Raw genomic sequence first — 18881 nt, 5'->3', positions numbered from 1 at the left:
TTGCTTTTTAACTCAACTCTGCCACAATGGCCTTAATTTGTGCTGCGGTATGCACTCCTGCTACTTGTTTAACAACCTGCCCATCTTTTTTAAAGAGCAAGGTTGGAATGGACATAATGCCGAAAGCACGCGCTGTTTCTGGATTTTCATCCACATCCATTTTTAGGATTTTTAACTCATCTTCCGAAAGTTCTTCCGATAATTTTTCTAAAATAGGAGCTTGCATGCGACATGGACCACACCAGGTTGCCCAAAAGTCTACCAAGACCAAGCCTTCTTTTGTTTCTGCTTCAAATGTTGCGTCTGTAATTGCTTTTGCCATTTTCTTTCTCCTTTAGTTTTGGTACTGCGTCAAATCTTGCTTCATCAAATAGAAGAAGACATCTCCGTAAGTCCCTTGGTAATCCAATTCATGCCCATTATAGGTCAGTTTCACAACAGGATAAAAATCTGCTACCCCAATCAAGCAAGCTTGTTGGGAGCGTTCAAACTCATCGTAGGAATCAAAATGCATGACTCTTTCTTGTTTTGCACCATCTAGATATGTAATATCAATCATATCGATAACCTCTATTTCTTAAGATGTGTCTATTGTAACTCTGTCAATTACATCTGTCAAATAAAACGACTTACTCAGAATCATGAATCTTGTCCGAAAAAAGATAACAAAAAAGCCCTCTGAATCCAGAGAGCTGTTTTGAGCTCGGGCTAAAATCTTGGTGAAAACAAAAAATCTCCCCGAAGGGAGATAGATCTGGTCTATTTTACCTTACGATGCTAGGAACCGTAGCCGAAGATTATACTCGAGTATATCGAGGCAAGGTGACAAAAAACAAAAAAGCTACTCAACTAGAGTAGCCTTATTTTCAAGATATGCTCAATTGAACACGGCCTAAGCACTTGGCAAAAAAGATAAAATCTCCTAGAAGCTGAAGCTTCTTCGTCAATTTTCCTATTTTTGCTTTGTGCTTTTGACGGCCTTTGTATCTTGAATTAACGACGAAGTCCAAGAGAGTTGATCAACTCACGGTAACGGTTAACGTCGTTTGTACGAAGGTAAGCCAACAAGTTACGACGGCGACCGATTTTCTTCATCAAACCACGGTAAGTAGCGTGGTCTTTTTTGTGTTGTTTGATGTGTTCGTTCAAGTGGTTGATTTCCCAAGTAAGGACAGCAACTTGTACTTCTACTGAACCAGTGTCACCTTCGTGACGTGCGTATTGTGCAATGATTTCATTTTTTTTCTCTTTTGAGATTGCCATGATAAGCTCCTTTTCTTTATGCTCTATCCGAGTGGCAGGTTTGGCATATCCTGCTACCAAGAAAGAGTTAGTTGTCTATTCGACTTTCTTATTCTACCAAGATTTCATCTTTCTGTCAAACACTTATGTTTCCTTTGAGAGGAGCTTTTCTCATTTCTAAAAAGAACCTTGGGAATATGGACAATTTGATGGATCATTCTTCAAGCAACTTATTCAAAAGAGAGTGGGACAGAAATCGGTAATTCGTTAGAATTTGATTTCGTCGTCCCACCTCCGCACAGTTGAGTAGGGCTGTAAAAGCTGATGAAATCAGCGTAGTAGAGCCCACTCAACCACTGCGTCTTGCTCGACAATCCAAAAATAATCGAGAGGCTAGGACTTTTGTCCCAGCCTCTTTATCGGTATGAATCTTATTTCTCTTTCCGTTTACCACGCAAGAGCAAAGCCAAAGCAAAAATTGCTAAGAGGGCACCGAGTATGGTCAATCCGTAAGCAACAACTTCACCAGTTGATGGAAGAATTTTTTTCTTTCCTTCTTTTGGTGTAGTTGGAGTTTCTGGTTTTTCCGGTGTGCTTGGCGGCGTTGTTGGTGGTGTCGTCGGTGGAGTTGTAGGAGGAGTTGTTGGCGGTGTCGTTGGTGGGGTTGTAGGCGGAGTCGTTGGCGGTGTACTTGGTGGTGTGGTAGGAGGTGTTGTTGGTGGTGTTGTTGGTGGTGTTGTTGGTGGTGTATGACGATTGGTTACCGTGAAACCATCAATGTTGCTTGTATAACCTGCTACTGGATCCTCTGTAATCGTGTAGGCAATCTTCTTACCTTCCTTGTATACGGGTAGATCCGTAAAGCTTGCTTGCCAATTATCAGTAGCAGTGATTTCTTTTACAGCTACTTCTTGACCATCCGCAAGGAGGCGAACTGTGATTTTTTCAGGACGAAGACCCTCTTTATTGTCTGCATCATCCCAGATCTTCTTAACTGCTACTTCCGTTACTTCTGGCGTGCGGCTATTGGTAATCACTACATTTCCCTTGTTACTGTCATCAACCGTACTAGTATAGCCTTTGACTGCCCCAACTTCTTTCACTTGGTACTGAATCTCTTTACCTTTCGCTTTTAGAGGCAAATTGCTAAAGGTATGAGTCCAGTTATTTTTAGCAGAAAGTTCCACTTCTTTTCCTTGAGCTTTGCCATCTGCATAGAGCTGTACCTTAATGGTATTTGGACGTTTGCCATCTTGGTCATTGTTGTCTTCCCAACGTTTTGTAACAGTGACGCTGGTTTTACCTGGCTTGTAGCTATTGGTAATGGTTGTCCCATCAATCGCAGCAGAATAATTGGCTACTGTGTCTTCTGTGACTGTGTAGACAATTTGTTTACCGTGATTGTATTTTGGAAGATTGGTAAAGACTGTCTTCCAATCAGTCGCTGCACTTAGCTCTTGGCTAGCTACTTCTGTACCATCTGCAAGGAGACGAACAGTGACCTTGTCAGGACGAACGCCATCTTGGTTATCATTGTCTTTCCAAACTTTCGTTACTGGAATCTCAACAACTTCTGGTGTCCGACTGTTGGTAATATTGGTTCCTTCAATAGTCGCTTCATAGCCTTCAACAGGTTCTTCTGAAACAGTGTAGGCAATGACATTACCAGCATCATCGACCACATCGAGATTATCAAAATGATAGGCCCAAGTTCCTGTAGCATCTGGTTTCACTTCTTTAGAAGCGACTTTGACACCATTTGCTAGGAGATTGACTGTGATTTTTGATGGACGCTTGCCATCTTGATCGTCATTGTCATTCCATGTCTTTTGACCAGCAACGCTTGTCTTTTCTTTTTGGTTCACAACATCACGAGAAATCGCAAGGTCATTTCCAAAATCGTCCTTGCTGATCTTGATAGGTTCTTTAGAGAGAACATAGCCTGTTGGAGCTTGAATTTCTTGAACCGTGTAAGCTTGTTTGATCAAGCCCGTAATGGCACCAACACCATTCTCATCTGTCGTAATGGTTCCCACTTGCTCACCAGTATCATCTGCTGTCACATCAAAGACGGCACCGGCAAGCGCTTGGCCATTTTCACCTTTTTTATGAATGGTGAATGAGTACTTCTCACCATTGAAGTGTCCATCAAAGAACTGATACAGAATGTCTGCTACCTTATTTTGCTCCTTGATTTCTGTAGCTGTCATGCTAGCATTGTTTTTAAAGGATGTATTGATGGCTGGGACCTTGTCCAAATAGACATCATAGCGAATCGTCATTCCTTGTTCTGGAGCTAGATCTCCAATATGAACCGTTAGAGATTGACCATCAGCACTGACAACAGGGGAATAATTTTTCGTGACATTTGTGGTGTCTCGTAAATGATAAGCCCCATCTTCATCACTAACCTGCCAAGTTCCTGTATGGATGTTAACAGAATCTGCCTTGATCTTCCCATCTGTAAAGGCCAAGTGGTCTTTGATATCAATATTATGAAGGGCTGTGTGGCCTTGATTGATATTCAAGGTATAGGTCAATTTTAATTTATCATCTGAATTGGTCCAACCCCACTTGCTAAAGACTTCTGGAGTAGGAGGATTCTCACCTGGATTGACCCCTTTGTAATCGATATTCCCACCTGGAATCACATCTTTACCGATTTTAAGTTTGAATTCAAGTGTCTTTTGTCCTTTGACAACTTGGTGGTCTACACGCGCAAAGAAACGCAGTTTCCCTGTCACATTGGCCATTCTTTCAGGATAGTCCGTATAGGTCACTGTAATCTTTTTTCTTTGATCATCTACCGTTGCTGTCGCAACCTTTTGACCACTTGGATCCAGCAGGTCAATGGTGTCCGTTTCAAAGACCTTAAAGCCATCTCCAAGTTGGATTTCAGTCTGATCCCCTGCTTTTACACTCCCATTCGGCAACTCAAAGTCTGCTTCAACTTGAAAGCTCTCCCAAACACCGAGTGGATCTGTAATCGCTCCACCAGTTGATTTCGAAATGTTTACAGATTTGACTACACTATTAATAGTATCTGCATGGACTTTAGCTATACTATTTGGTTTGGCAAATCCTAAAGCCGCTAGTAAAAATAGGGCAACTGCTGTCACAACAGAATAGAGCCACTTTTTCATAAACGATTTTTCTCCTTTTTCTACGTTTACTAGATAAGGTATGTGAGTCGAAAAATTATCACTACATATTGTGATTTTATACACAACCTATCTTGTTTCATTATAATTGATTTACTTTGAGAAGACAAGCTAATATATATGCTTTTTGTATTTTAAGTACATTTTTTTGAAACAAAGAAAAAATAGAGAGTGGGACAGAAATCGGTCATTCGTTAGAATTCGATTTCGTCGTCCCACCTGCGCACAGTTGAGTAGGGCTGTAAAAGCTGATGAAATCAGCGTAGTAGAGCCCACTCAACCACTGCGTCTTGCTCGAAAATCTAAAAATAATTGAGAGGCTAGGACTTTTGTCCCAGCCTCTTGGTTTTTTTCTTATAAGGGAACTCCGAAGACCTCTAGGGACTTGAGTTCAGAAGGATGGAGTCTCCGCCATTCTCCCAATGGAAGAGTTGGATCTAGCGTTAGAGGACCCATAGAAATCCGCTCTAAATCCACCACTTCCTTACCACAGGCAGCGACCATGCGCTTGACCTGATGGAATTTTCCTTCAGCGATTTCGATTTCGACGTAGGAGCTGGCATTTGTCTCATTCACCTCTACGATCTGCAATCTCGCGGGCAGGGTGGTAAAGTCTTTGAGGTCAATGCCTGCTTCAAAACGGGCTACATCTACCTCATCCATGATCCCAGCCACCTGGGCACGGTAGATCTTCGACACATGCTTCTTCGGCGAAAGCATGGCATGGGCGAGCTTGCCATTATTGGTCAAAAGGAGTAAGCCATGGGTATCGATATCTAAGCGCCCGACAGGAAAGACTTCCTTGTGACGGGCTGTCTCATCCAATAAATCCATCACAGTTTGGTGATGGTCATCTTCAGTCGCTGAGATGACCCCAGCTGGTTTATTGAGCAGATAATACACGAAGGTTTCATGGACCAGGTCTTCTCCCATAAAGGTCACCTGATCCTTGTCTGGATCAATCTGTAGTTTTCCTGCTGTCCCTTTTTTTCCATTTACTGCGATTTTCTTTTGCTTGAGGAGTTGTTTGACCTCGGACCTGCTCCCCACGCCACAATCCACTAAAAATTTATCTAGTCGCATGATTACTTCCCGCTCTTTCGTACAATCCAAAGACCAAAAAAGGAAACCAGGATCATGAGGATACCAGAAAATCCAAAAATGAAGACTGGAGCAGATGAGATCGTCCCTAATAGACTAAGGACAAAGGTCGTCGCGATCGAACCTGCACTACACCCCAAAATCGCAATGGAAGTTGCCTGACTTAGTACTCCAGCAGGCATCTGATCAGATATGACATTAAAAACAGTTGTGAGAGCTACACTATAGGCAAAGCCTGCAATGACGGTCACAATGGCAAGCATCCAGAGATTGGCAGAAAGCCCGATCAACAGTTGGGTCAAGCCATAGGCCACTCCCGAAACGAGCAACAAGCGATCGCGGAAGAGCTGGGTCAAGGGTGAGAAGGCTAATCCTGCAAGGATCCCGACAAATTGCATAGCTGCTAAAATAAGCCCTGCAGTTTGGGCAGTGCCATGCCCAACTTGCTCCACCACACTTGGAATCCGAACAGTAATCATGACATTAGATAAGACGATCGACGCCGCAACAACAGCTAAGCCTAGTGCCGTCCGCCATTGACCAGCTGTCATCTGATCATTCCGATGTTTCTCCTCTGCATCCACTGTTTTCGAACCATAAGGCACAAATAAGAGATACAAAAGTAAGATTGGAATACTGATACCGTAGACGAGAAAGGCAGCCTGCCAGCCAAAGCGAATCAAGAGACTCACTCCAAAGGTCAAAACAGCTGTCCCAACAACCTCTGCAGAACCCCGAATGCCAAGTGTTTGGACACGTTCTTTTCCTTTATAGCGCTCACTGATAATGGCAATGGCAGAAACATTGAGCAAGCCAACCGCCATCCCGAAAATAATCCGAGACAAAAAGACAACTGGATAGGCTGGACTGATTAAGGGAATAAAGCCACATAGAGCGTAAGCGACTAGGCCTGTCACAATCATCTGACGCTCTGAAAATAGGCGCCCAATCCATTTATTGAAGATGAGTGAAACCATGATCCCTGCAGAAGGAAGCGAGACCAAGAGCTCAATCATGCTGTGAGGAATTTCCTTGTAATAGGCAAACATGGCCGACTGCGCACTCGAAATCGAAAACGAGGTCGTCAAAATAAATGAAAGCGCGAGAATACTCACTTTCTCCATGATTCTTTTCATTATTTTTTCCTTTAAACTATTCTTTTTTTCACACTCCTCCTATAATAACACGAGCTAGTGACAGGACGCAATAGATTGAATTAAAAAAACGAAATGATTTTTCAATCATTTCGTTCGTGCTAGTAATTGTGAGGCGAAGACTCCTGTTAGGAGCATCAAAGCACCAATCAAGACAAAGAGCAGATGATTGGAAGGAGCTAGTGGCGTCACCAACTGGATGAAGAAAGAGGAGACGGCTGATCCAAGATTGCAGCCAATCAAGACAAGCGAGGTCGCAAGATTCAGGAGATTAGTCGGAATTTTTTCAGATAAGTGATAGAAGATACTGGTGACTCCCGTACTGTAGGTAAATCCTGCCAAGAGGGTTCCTAGAACCAGGCTCCACAGCTGTCCAGACAAGCCAATCAAGGCTAACGCTAGACCGAAACCAAAGCACATGATCATGAGCAAGTTCTTTTTGAAAACATGTGTCAAACTAGCAAAGCCCACTCCTGCTACAATCCCTGTCAATTGCATCAGACTTAGGACCGTTCCAGCTGTTGTCGCCGTTCCCATACGAGCCTCAACAATGATATCCGGCACGCGCAGGCTAATGATGGAATTGAAGCAAATGATGATACCAGCAATCACAGCTAGCATTAGACTAAAACGCCATTGAGGGGAGCGAAGGCGTGCGGAACCTTTCTTTTTCTCCTTCAAGCTAGCCTGTTTTTTCCCCTTAGGATAGGGGACAAAAAGGATATAGAGGAGTAAAATCAAGTAACCACCTCCATATACGGCAAAGATCGCTGGCCAGCCTAGGGGTAAGAGTTGTCCAACAATAAAAGTCAAGATGGCAGAGCCCACCACTTCAGCAGACCCCCGATAGCCCAGCATCCGAGTCTTGTCATTGCCTGAGTAGCGCTCACTGATAATCGAAATAGCCTTGGCATTGATCATTCCTGTCCCCAAACCAAAGAGAATACGACTCAGAAAGATGAGAGGATAGTCCTGCACGACCAAAGGCACAAGGCCGCTAGTTGAAAAGAGCAAAAGCCCTGCGACAATCATCTGGCGCTCACTCATCCACCGCTCGATCAGGCTATTTAAAAAGAGCATGGCCACAACCGCAAAGGCCGGCAGGGAAACCAAGAGTTCCACCTGGCCTGCTGAATATCCAAATTGGCTAAAATAGGCCTTCATAGCCGGCAAACCGGCTGTAATTGAAAATGATGAGATCAGCATGAGCGACAAGCTCAAGAGACTGATTCTTTCCATTATTTTTTTCATTTTTTTATTTCCTACACTTTACTGGTAACATTTGACTTTACTAATTTATTTAGAAAAGATTCAAACTGGTATTTTCAATAGAATCCTAGTATAATCAATTTAGAAAGAGAAAAACAGGACATTTGTCCTATTTTAGGAGATTAAGATGAAAAAAATTTCCCCATCTACGAAACTCATGGAGATCATCACTGACTACCAATTGGATCAGATCTTTCCAGGTGACTGTCTTAGTCAGCTGGACCTTGTTCTCTATCAGGCTGGAGAGTATATCTGCCGCCAGGGTTCTGACCAAGATGTCATTCCTTATTTTCTCAAAGGCCGGCTCAAGATCGTCCACAGTCTTGAAAATGGTAGCGACACCATCCTTGAAATCCAAGAAAAACCTGGACTGTTAGGAGAGATTGAGCTCCTGCTCGATCGGGTCTGTATCACATCGGTCATTGCAGACCAAGACTCACTAGTCGTCCAGCTCTCTGCTCGGCATTTCAAGGACCGCCTACTGCTGGACCCGACCTTTTTGCGTTCTACGGCCAAGACCTTGGCTGAGAAATTGCACCAGATCAACTATTTGGCTCCTGCCAACTTTCATTATTCGGTCAAGGAGCGCCTCGCTACACATTTTTTGGAACATTGCGATGAAAATGGGACCCTCAAGCCCAAGATGAATCAGCTGGCCCTGCATTTTGGGATCAGCTACCGCCACCTTAGCCGCGTCATCAAGCAGATGATCGAAGAGGGCTTAGTCCAAAGAGAAGGGAGAGTCTATACGATTTTAGATGCAAAAAGGATGAATGATTTGTCCATCAAACATGCGGAAACCGTCGACAGATAACTTTAATTTTAGGCTCTTTTGTGTTATCATGGAGGGTAGAAAGAAAGTGAGAGTAAAACGATGAAAGCAATTGAAAAAGTTACAAGAGCATCCCATTTGATTGATATGGATGACATTATCCGCGAAGGAAATCCCACACTTCGAGCGGTTGCGGAGGATGTGACCTTCCCTTTGTCTGACCAGGAAATTATCCTAGGTGAAAAAATGATGCAATTCTTGCACCATTCTCAAGACCCTGTCATGGCTGAAAAACTCGGCCTCCGTGGAGGAGTGGGACTCGCGGCCCCTCAGCTGGATATCTCAAAACGGATCATCGCTGTTTTGGTTCCCAATCCAGAAGATGCCGATGGCAACCCACCAAAAGAAGCCTATAGTCTTCAAGAAGTCATGTACAATCCAAAGGTTGTCGCCCATTCTGTTCAAGATGCGGCTCTTGGCGACGGGGAAGGCTGTCTCTCTGTAGACCGCAACGTCCCAGGCTATGTGGTTCGCCATGCCCGTGTGACTGTTGAGTATTTCACAAAAGATGGGGAAAAGAAACGCATCAAACTCAAGGGCTACAACTCCATCGTCGTTCAACATGAGATCGACCACACCAACGGCATCATGTTCTATGACCGCATCAACCCAAATAACCCATTTGAAATCAAAGAAGGCCTTTTGATTTTAGAATAGAGCAAATAACAAAAAAGTAAGGTAGTAGTGATGATTCACTACTACCTTACTTTTTTTACGAGACTGCGTCTACCGATTTCTGTCTCTCGGCGCAGTGGTTGATTGACGGTACTCGAACCTTTCGGTTCTTCGTCCAGTCTAATCAACTGTGTGGGGGCAGGACTACGAAATCGAGACTGCGTCTACCGATTTCTGTCTCTTGGCGCAGTGGTTGATTGGAACTACTCCTACCTACGGTACTCGTACTTCCTAATCAACTGTGCGGGGGCAGGACTACGAAATCGAGACTGCGTCTACCGATTTCTGTCCTGCTCCCTATATTGCCCAATCTCCGTTGCGGAAGACTGGGACGCGGGTGCCATCTTCTCTGATGCCGTCGATATCCATTTGGCTTGAGCCGATCATGAAGTCGACGTGGACGTCTGAGCGGTTGAGGCCGGCTGCTTCGAGTTCTTCTTCTGTGAACTCTGCACCACCTTCTACGCTGGTTGCATAGGCTGCCCCGATGGCCAAGTGGTTAGAGGCATTTTCATCAAAGAGAGTGTTGAAGAAGGTAATGCCTGATTGGGAAATTGGGCTTGGATCTGGTACGAGAGCACATTCACCCAAGGCACGCGCTCCCTTGTTTTTGAAGACCAAATCTTTCATGACTTGATCGCCTTTTTCAGCTGTGATATCCACAATTTCTCCATTTTCAAAGGTCACTTTGATCCCTTCAATGATGTTCCCATTGTAGCTAAGCGGTTTTGTAGAGGTGACATAACCTTCAGCACGACGGAAGTCAGGAGCTGTGAAGACCTCTTCTGTCGGCATGTTTGGCAAGAAGCTTTCACCTTGGGCATTGATGGCTCCGGCAGATTCCCAGACGTGGTTTTTCGGCAAGCCAAGAGTCAAATCAGTCCCTGGGGCTGTGTAATGAAGGGCTGAGAATTGTTCCTTATTTAGTGTATCTGCCTTGCTCTTGAGAATAGCAGCATGCTCTTCCCAAGCCTTGACGGGATCTTCCTCATAGACCCGGCAGGTCTTGAAGATTTGATCCCAAAGGAGATCCACTGCTTCTTCATCGCTCGCCGCATTTGGAAAGACCTTTTTCGCCCATTCTAAACCTGCTGCTGCAGCAACGGTCCAGCTGACCTTGTTAGATTGAGTAGCGATGCGCATTGGTTTCATGGCTATGCCCAAGGCCTTAGCCGAGGCAGATAGCTTCTCTGCATCAACACCATTTAAGGCACCTGGATCAGACGAGCGCACACCCAAGCGACTAGCTTTGTGGTCTAAGAGGTAGTTCATCTCCGCAATCTTGTAGTCTGGCACATTGTCCAAACGATCCATCGGTGCATGGAGGAATTTTTCCCGGGTAGTGAAATCATCTGCCCATTGGACAATCACTTCATGCGCCCCCAAGGCATAGGCTTCCTTCACGATCAAGTGGGCCAATTCTCTTTGTTCCACATCGATGTTCAAGACCAAGGTATGCCCAGGTTGCACATTGATACCGTTCGCCACTAACAATTTAGCGTATTTTTCGAGGTTTTCTTTAAAATTTGGTAAAAGCATTGTTTTCTCCTTCATAAGTGAATGATCTCCTCCTAGTATACCATAAGTCCATGTAAAAAGAGAGTGGGACAGAAATCGATAATTCGTTAGAATTCGATTTCGTCGTCCCACCTCCGCACAGTTGAGTAGGGCTGTAAAAGCTGATGAAATCAGCGTAGTAGAGCCCACTCAACCACTGCGTCTTGCTCGACAATCCAAAAATAATTGAGAGGCTAGGACTTTTGTCCCAGCCTCTTTTTTCTTGTTCCTTCAGCTTAAGGAAGAACATAGCCTTGATCATCCACGGTATGGGGTTGCTCTGAACTGCTATTCTCTCTCAAAGCTTCCAAATCTTGATCCAAAATGGAATTGTAGTCTGTACTACCTTCACGGGTTACCCGAGTCGATACTTGGCGCAAGAGTTTTTCATTAAGATTGCGGACCCAGCGACCATTACTATGGTCATTGGCACGCATATAATTCCCTTTCACAATCTCTCCATAAAGGGCTTCATTGACCTGGTAACCTTGCTTACGCAAACCTAACAGACCGATCTCCACGATCTCATCTGGGCTGTAGTCTTCAAAATCAAATGTAGTCGGGATCCGGCTTTGCAGACCTGAATTGACCTGCAAGAAGTCGTGCATCTCTTTCGTGTAACCAGCAAAGATAATAACGATATCGCGGCGGTGGTCCTCCATAAATTTGAGGACTTCATCCAAGGCTTCCTTCCCAAAATCATCATTTAAACCGGTATAGAGCGTGTAGGCCTCATCGATAAAGAGGACCCCACCCAGTGCACTCTCCAAAACTTCACGCGTCTTCAAGGCTGTTTGACCTTGGTAGCCTCCAACCAGATTACTCCGCGATACTTCGATGAATTTCTTCTGCTTGATAACCCCTTTTTGGAAGAGGATATTGCCCAAAATGCGGGCCACGGTGGTTTTCCCTGTACCAGGATTTCCAAGAAAGAGAGAGTGCAAGGTCGTATCTTCGACGATGCCACCTTGTTCAGCCCGTTTTTGATTGAACTCAGCCATGGCTACGAATTGTTCGACTTGCTCTTTCACCTTAGCAATTCCAACCAAACGGTTGAGGGCAGCCATTCCATCTTCTTCCTTGTCGGCTCCGGCTTGATACTTTCCTTGGTTAAGAACAGCATCGATATCGCTATTGAGGATGGTCTCAATATCGTCAGAACCTTGGGCCACCACCCGATCTGCCATGGTCTTGGTCAATTGTTCATCCAGGTTACGGATCCAGCGACCATTGCTCTTATCTAGCGAGCCATCATAAGCCCGCTTAACATGCCGCGCATAGTAATCCCGGTCTTCGAGTTTGTAGTCTCCTTTGCTTAGGATCATTTCACCTAGTTGGACAATCTCATCTCCTGTAAAATCTTCAAAGATGAAATTATTTGGTACCCGAGAACGAAGGCCTGGATTGGTCTTTAAGAACTCCTCCATTTCCTTGGTATAGCCGGCAAAGATAATCATGATGTCGTCACGATTGTCCTCCATAAATTTGAGGATGGTATTGATCGCCTCGATCCCAAAGTCCGCACCGCTGTCCTTTTTATCCAAGCTATAGGCTTCATCAATAAAGAGGATGCCTCCTCGCGCTTTTTCAAGCAGGGCTTGGGTCTGTTCAGCTGTTCCTCCAATATTTGAAGAGATCAGATCGGACTCCGTTGCTTCCACGAAACGGAATTCTTCTCCTGAGAGGACACCTGCATCAAAGAGCACTTGTCCCAACAGACGGGCCACAGTGGTTTTCCCTGTACCAGGATTTCCCATAAAGGCAGCATGCAAGGTTTGCTTTTCAGGAGCCTTGCCACTGGCGATTCGTTTCTTGTTAAATTCCACCATGTTGATCATTTTCTTGATCTCATGTTTGACTTTTTCAAGACCAATCAGGCTATTGAGTTCTTGAAGAGCATCTTGTTTCTTCTCTGGTTCAGAGTCTCTTGCGGTGGTTGGAGCCACCGTTGCATCCGTCGTCTGTCCCGTAGGAACGACTTGCGCATTGCCCTTCGCCACTTCTCTGCCAACAAGATAGTCACAGTCATCCTCGATTTCCTTGGTCAGATCACGCGCATCGCCCTGCCTATAGGTCACGGTGCCCACCTTCGCAAAAGCTCCACCTTGAAGCCGTATATTGGGATCCGCAATCTTATGACAAATCATATGCTCAGCCATCAGCACACCATCATCAAAAACTCCAAATGAAATGGTTTGAGCATTCTCATTCAAGAAGGTTGTTTCTCCAGTCAGGGAAGCAAAGGATTCTTCATAGACGCATAAAAATTCTGAAAATGTAGCTTGATGAGCTCGGATCATACTATTGTATGAATTGATGGAGGTCATATGATCCGAATCCGAATTGAATTGAACATTATTATCAAGACAGACCCCAGTACCAGTAGGCAACTCAATTTTACAGTTTTCAGACTCCCAGATGACATTCCTCAACCAAACTGGTGGAAAGTCCTTTTCCAGATCCCCGCCTGTAATCGTTGAATTTTTTGCGATCACTTCTGAGTCCTTGGCATGGATCGTATTATTCCCAAATATTTCAATATGGACATTTTCTAAGGTCAATTTAGATCCTTCTGACAGATCAATCTTAGAAAAAATCGTTGAATTGCGAATAGACAATTCCGAAGCGGACATACCGATGGCACTTTGGTGTTTTTCCGGAACCTTCATCCCGACTCCTTCCAGTGTCAACTTCGAATGCGTATCCATATAGATAAAAAATTCATTATTTGTTGGAGTGGTTGCTTCAAAATAGACCTGTTTACAGATGATATCTGAGCTATTCCATAAGAGCAAGGTAGTGTAATTCCCACCAACTTTAAACCACAGATCTTCAAATGTCACCTGAGCTCCCTCTACAAATCGGAAGGAAGCCTCAATCGTGTTGTTAAACATGCGCCCATTGCCATTTGGATTTGGGACCACATGCCCCACAAAATGAAGGTTCTTGTCGATCTCGATCACTTTATTTGTCGGCCATTGAAAGACATACCCATTTTCAAACTCGATGGTATCCCCATCCTGCGCTTTTTCAAGTGCATCCATAAAGTTCCAACTATTGTTGTAAGGACCTACTAAATATCTTGCCACGCGCTTCTCCTCTGTTTCATTTTTTTGGAAGAACATCCATTGTTTTTCTGTTTCCTGTTTACAAACACTTGTCACTAAAAATTGTAACACAATCCAGATCCAAAGAAAACACTTATCCGGTCTGAACGGACTTAAAAACCTCTATTTTCAAAAAGAAAATAGAGGCTATCATCTAATCTTTCAAGGCTGAACATAAGCTGGCTAGAGCAATTGCTCCCGAGAGCATGGCGGTGGAAAGGAGCAACACATGGTCTGCCACTTCTAGCTTGTAGACAAAGACTTTTTCAGCTGGTTTGTCTTCCGCAAAAATGTCAACCTTCATGTTCTCCTCCTTTGTTTCTAGAACAAATCATCAAAGAGGCTCAACTGGTTATCCTCTGGCATATTGCCAAGAATGCCCATCTCATCCATCTTTTCAACCAGGGTAGACGAAACACCACCACGCTTCCGGAGCTCGGTCTTAGAGAGGAATTCTCCTTCTTCACGCGCCCGCACGATTTGCTTGGCAACGTTCTCTCCCAGACCATCCATAGCGACAAATGGTGGAATCAGGGTATCCCCATCGATCAAGAATTCTGTCGCCTGACTGCGATAGAGGTCTAGCTTGCCAAACTTGAAGCCCCGCTCCCACATCTCATTGACAATCTCAAGGGTGGTGTAGAGATCGATCTCTACGTTAGAAGCTTCGTTGTTCTTGCGTTTTTCAGCGATTTCCTTCATCCGAGCTTTCACGGCCTCAAGGCCTGCCCCCATGGTTTTGATGTCAAAGGCCTTAGCCCGAATCGAGAAGTAAGCACAGTAGTAATAAAGTGGGTGATGCACCTTAAAGTAGGCCACACGAAGGGCCATCATAACATAGGCTGCCGCATGGGCTTTAGGGAACATGTACTTGATCTTCCCACAGGACTCGATATACCATTCAGGGACATTGTTTTCCTTCATGGCTTGGATGTAGCCATTGCGCTCTTCTTCTGAGATCTTGAGCCACATCCCTTTCCGCACGCGCTCCATGATGGTAAAGGCCATCTTAGGCTTGAGCCCCGCGTGCATGAGGTAGACCATGATGTCGTCCCGACACCCGATAACGGTTGATAGATCGGCAATGCCCGCCTTGATCAAGTCTTGGGCATTTCCCAACCACACGTCGGTACCGTGAGACAGACCAGAGAGCTGAAGTAACTCTGCGAAGGTCGTCGGATGGGTCTCTTCGACCATGCCCCGAACAAAGTTGGTCCCAAACTCTGGAATCCCCAACATTCCTGTCGGCGTTCCGATCTGCTCGGCTGTCACCCCTAGCACTTCTGTCCCAGAAAAGAGGGCCATGACCCCTGGATCATCCATAGGAATATCATTCGGATCAATACCCGACAAGTCTTGGAGCTTGCGAATCATGGTCGGATCATCATGTCCCAGGACATCGAGCTTGAGGACGTTCTCATCGATATCGTGGAAGTTAAAGTGAGTGGTCTGCCATTCAGCGGTCACATCATCTGCCGGATACTGGACCGGAGTAAAGTCATAGACATCCATATAGTTTGGAATAACAACGATTCCCCCCGGGTGCTGACCGGTCGTCCGTTTGACCCCAGCTGCACCAAGGGCTAAGCGTTCGACCTCGGCATCTCGGTAGTACTTGCCAAAATCCCGCTCATAGCCCTTGACAAAACCGTAGGCAGTCTTAGCTGCGACCGTACCTACTGTTCCTGCTCGGAAAGCATATTCTTCCCCAAAGATATCGCGAACATCCAAGTGGGCACTCGGCTGGTCTTCCCCAGAGAAGTTCAAATCGATATCGGGTACCTTGTCCCCATCGAAACCAAGGAAGGTTTCAAAGGGAATATCCTGTCCATTTTTGCTGAGCTTGTGGCCGCAGTTTGGACAATCCTTGTCCGGCATATCAAAACCAGATCCATAAGAACCGTCTGTGATGAATTCACTGTACTGGCACCGGCTGCAGACATAGTGAGGCGAAAGTGGATTGACCTCGGTGATCCCGATCATGGTCGCCACAAAACTGGATCCGACGGATCCACGCGATCCAACCAGGTAGCCCCGCTCATTGGAACGGTGCACCAGCATCTGTGAAGCCAGATAAATCACGGCAAAACCATTCCCCAAGATGGAAGTCAATTCCTTTTCAATTCGCAGATCGACAATATCAGGAAGTGGATTACCATAGATCTCAAAGGCCCGCTTATAGGTCAATTCCGCAACCGTTTCTTCGGCCTTGTCGATAAATGGCGTATAGAGGTCCCCCTTGACCACTTCGACCGGCTCAAAGGTCTCTGCGAGCGCATTGGTGTTTTCAATAACAATCTTGCGCGCCAAGTCTTCTCCCAAAAAGGCGAATTCATCCAGCATTTCATTGGTGGTTCTAAAATGCGCTTTTGGCAGTGGCGCTGGCTGGGCATCTTCTCCGTGTCCGATGGTCCGGTTGATCATGGCTCCTTGACCAAGACTACGGACAATGATCTCCCGATAGATCTCATCTTCCGGCTCCAGATAGTGGACATTTCCTGTCGCAAGAACAGGCTTGCCGAGGCGATCTCCCACTTCGATCAAGCTCTTGATAATGGTCTGGAGCTCCTCCATGTCCTTGACCTGCTCCTTGGCAATGAGGGGTGCATAAATAGCCGGTGGCATAACCTCGATAAAGTCGTAATACTTGGCCACTTCGACTGCCGCATCCACACCTTGCGACATGACCGCATCAAAGACTTCCCCTTCTGAGCAGGCCGATCCGAGGATCAAGCCCTCGCGGTGATCGTCCAGCACAGTCTTTGGAATCCGTGGGACTCCTTCGAAATACTTGGTCCCAGAAAGTGAAACCAGTTTAAACATATTCTTAAGGCCAGTCTGATTCTTGACATAGAGAGTCGCATGCTTGACCCGCGCCTTCTTATAAGAATTCTCATCGATCAAATCGATATTCAGATCCTTAAGATTGGTCACGCCATGCTTTTCAGCGACATCTTTGATGAAGATAAAGAGCAAGCGTCCCGTCGCTTCCGCATCGTAGTTGGCCATGTGGTGATGCTCCAAGCCCACCCCAAAGCGCTTGGTCAATGGCCCCAAGCCATGCCGTTTAAAATCTGGATAGAGGTTACGGGCAAATTCCAGGGTATCGATGACCGGCTGGGTGATCTTGGGAAGGCCATGACGCTCATAGTTGGCATTCATGAAGCCTACGTCAAAGGTAGCATTGTGGGCAACGAGAACCGTTCCCTCACAGAAGGCCTGAAATTCCTTTAAGACCTGCACCAAGGGCTTGGCACCCCGAACATGCTCGTTGGTGATCCCTGTCAATTGGGTCGTAAAGGCAGACAGAGGATGGCCAGGATCGATAAATTCGTCAAACTCCTCAATGACATTGCCCTTGTACATCTTAGAAGCAGCGACCTGGATCAAGTCATTATAAATAGCTGAAAGTCCCGTCGTTTCCACGTCAAAGACCACATAGGTCGCTTCATTGAGGTCCAGGTCCACCTCGTTATAGGTGATGGGCACCTTGTCCTCTACAATATTGGCTTCCATCCCATAGATCAACTGGATCCCAGCTTTCTTGGCTGCTTTAAAGCCATGTGGGAAGCTCTGCACATTGCCATGGTCAGTGATAGCCACCGCCTTATGGCCCCACTCAGCTGCCTTGGCTATCAGCTCTTCGACTTCCGGCAGGGCATCCATCGTCGACATATTTGTATGCGCGTGGAATTCCACCCGGCGCTCACCCTCTGGCATCAGGTCTTTGCGGGCATAATGGACGACTTCCTGGATGTCTTGGACATTCATGGTCAAGTCGCGCGTGAAATTGTTCATTTCGATATTTCCCCGCACCCGTAGCCAGCTGTTCTTCTTGATCATGTCAAACTTCTGGGCTTCTTCCTCATTTTTGACCCATTTCTGAAGGGAAAAACTCGAGGTATAGTCGGTCATCTTAAAGCTGATCAAGACCCGACCAGTCCGCGTCACCTTGTGCTCCACGTCAAAGACCACACCCTCAAAGACAATCCGGTTCTCTTCTGTCGTGATATCGATCATCGGAGTGATCTCAGCCTTGTCTAGCTTAGGTTTAGCTGCAGCTTTCTTAGCTTTGAAGTCAAAAACTGGCTTTTCTTCAACAGCTGGTGGCGGAGCCATCTGGGCCAAGGATTCCATAGCCCTCAAGGTCTCTTCATTGGCTGCTTGGAAGATCTTTTCATTTTCCTCCTCAAAGCGCGCCACTTCTTGCTCTGTCAACTCCTCATCAGACTCCACTCGACAGGTGAAATGCGGAAAACCAAAGGCTTCCAACTGCTTGGCAAGGTTAGGCAAATGGTTCTTACGAAAATGCTCCGTATCAACCGAAGAAGGCCCAGAGATGATCAATTCTTGCCCTTCCGCACGCACCTGCAAGTCTTGGTAAAGTCCCTTAAAGCCTTGACTAGCGCAAGGCCCATCTTCAAAGACCTCCTGGTAGTAGGCCTGCAATAAATCTGCAGAAAAATCCTGATTGGCCACTTGGATGGTAAAGGTCGCCTGGTTTCCTGTCTTTGAAAATTCATCCTTCAAGCGCTGGCGCAATTCCTTAAACAAAGCAATCGGCAAAACTTCCGCAAAGGCAAAGCGGAACTCCCAAACCCGACTAACCTTGTGCACCACGACTTCTTGAATCTCCGCATGCAAAAAGGCACTGGAAGATCGCATCTCCAGCGGCATATCCAGCTGATCCATTAAAATTTCAAAGGTGTTGGACATTGTTTCTCCCTTGATCTTGATTCTTTTGCTCGCTTTTGAGTGGCCTACTTCCTAAGTAAAAACAGAC

At 45.7% G+C, this 18881-nt stretch carries 13 protein-coding genes; 2 read left to right on the top strand and 11 right to left on the bottom strand.

Annotated elements, in window-relative coordinates:
- Window positions 1-7: 7 nt before the first annotated feature.
- From trxA to GMC92_RS07860, 7 genes are all read right to left on the bottom strand, one after another.
- The gene (gene trxA / locus GMC92_RS07900; RefSeq protein WP_003013593.1) at window positions 8-322 is read right to left on the bottom strand and encodes a thioredoxin; all 315 of its coding nucleotides are present in this window, start codon (window positions 320-322) and stop codon (window positions 8-10) included.
- 12 nt (window positions 323-334) lie between these two features.
- Complete coding sequence (locus tag GMC92_RS07895) at window positions 335-559, bottom strand: DUF4649 family protein (RefSeq protein WP_024054957.1); 225 nt, start codon at window positions 557-559, stop codon at window positions 335-337.
- A 434-nt stretch (window positions 560-993) separates the two neighbouring features.
- On the bottom strand, window positions 994-1263 hold the full coding sequence (rpsO, locus tag GMC92_RS07890) for a 30S ribosomal protein S15 (RefSeq protein WP_003004251.1): 270 nt from the start codon (window positions 1261-1263) through the stop codon (window positions 994-996).
- Between the two features lie 410 nt (window positions 1264-1673).
- Window positions 1674-4385, bottom strand: coding sequence for a Cna B-type domain-containing protein (locus GMC92_RS07880; RefSeq protein WP_155200113.1), 2712 nt, complete (start codon window positions 4383-4385; stop codon window positions 1674-1676).
- A gap of 372 nt (window positions 4386-4757) precedes the next feature.
- On the bottom strand, window positions 4758-5486 hold the full coding sequence (locus GMC92_RS07870; RefSeq protein WP_155200112.1) for a pseudouridine synthase: 729 nt from the start codon (window positions 5484-5486) through the stop codon (window positions 4758-4760).
- A 2-nt stretch (window positions 5487-5488) separates the two neighbouring features.
- Entirely contained in the window at window positions 5489-6640 is a 1152-nt protein-coding gene (locus tag GMC92_RS07865) for an MFS transporter (RefSeq protein WP_155200111.1), read from the bottom strand.
- 105 nt (window positions 6641-6745) lie between these two features.
- Window positions 6746-7909, bottom strand: a complete 1164-nt coding sequence (locus GMC92_RS07860) for an MFS transporter (protein ID WP_155200110.1) — start codon at window positions 7907-7909, stop codon at window positions 6746-6748.
- 145 nt (window positions 7910-8054) lie between these two features.
- Here GMC92_RS07860 and GMC92_RS07855 point away from each other — a divergent pair, with 145 nt between their 5' ends.
- Window positions 8055-8741: a cyclic nucleotide-binding domain-containing protein gene (locus tag GMC92_RS07855; RefSeq protein WP_155200109.1), complete on the top strand. Its 687-nt coding sequence runs from the start codon at window positions 8055-8057 to the stop codon at window positions 8739-8741.
- Between the two features lie 60 nt (window positions 8742-8801).
- Window positions 8802-9416: a peptide deformylase gene (gene def / locus GMC92_RS07850; RefSeq protein ID WP_003004253.1), complete on the top strand. Its 615-nt coding sequence runs from the start codon at window positions 8802-8804 to the stop codon at window positions 9414-9416.
- A 315-nt stretch (window positions 9417-9731) separates the two neighbouring features.
- On the opposite strand, the gene GMC92_RS07845 is transcribed toward def, so the two are convergent.
- The 4 genes from GMC92_RS07845 to GMC92_RS07835 form a co-directional block, all read right to left on the bottom strand.
- Complete coding sequence (locus GMC92_RS07845) at window positions 9732-10973, bottom strand: aminopeptidase (protein ID WP_118397338.1); 1242 nt, start codon at window positions 10971-10973, stop codon at window positions 9732-9734.
- Window positions 10974-11227: 254 nt separating this feature from the next.
- Window positions 11228-14080, bottom strand: a complete 2853-nt coding sequence (locus tag GMC92_RS07840) for an AAA family ATPase (protein ID WP_118397458.1) — start codon at window positions 14078-14080, stop codon at window positions 11228-11230.
- Between the two features lie 172 nt (window positions 14081-14252).
- Window positions 14253-14402, bottom strand: a complete 150-nt coding sequence (locus GMC92_RS10755; RefSeq protein ID WP_173019412.1) for a hypothetical protein — start codon at window positions 14400-14402, stop codon at window positions 14253-14255.
- 17 nt (window positions 14403-14419) lie between these two features.
- Complete coding sequence (locus GMC92_RS07835; RefSeq protein WP_155200108.1) at window positions 14420-18814, bottom strand: PolC-type DNA polymerase III; 4395 nt, start codon at window positions 18812-18814, stop codon at window positions 14420-14422.
- Window positions 18815-18881 lie beyond the last annotated feature (67 nt).

The organism is Streptococcus parasanguinis (assembly GCF_009717775.1).
GTDB classification, from domain to species: domain Bacteria; phylum Bacillota; class Bacilli; order Lactobacillales; family Streptococcaceae; genus Streptococcus; species Streptococcus parasanguinis_AG.
This window is presented reverse-complemented; position numbering and strand designations above follow the sequence as displayed.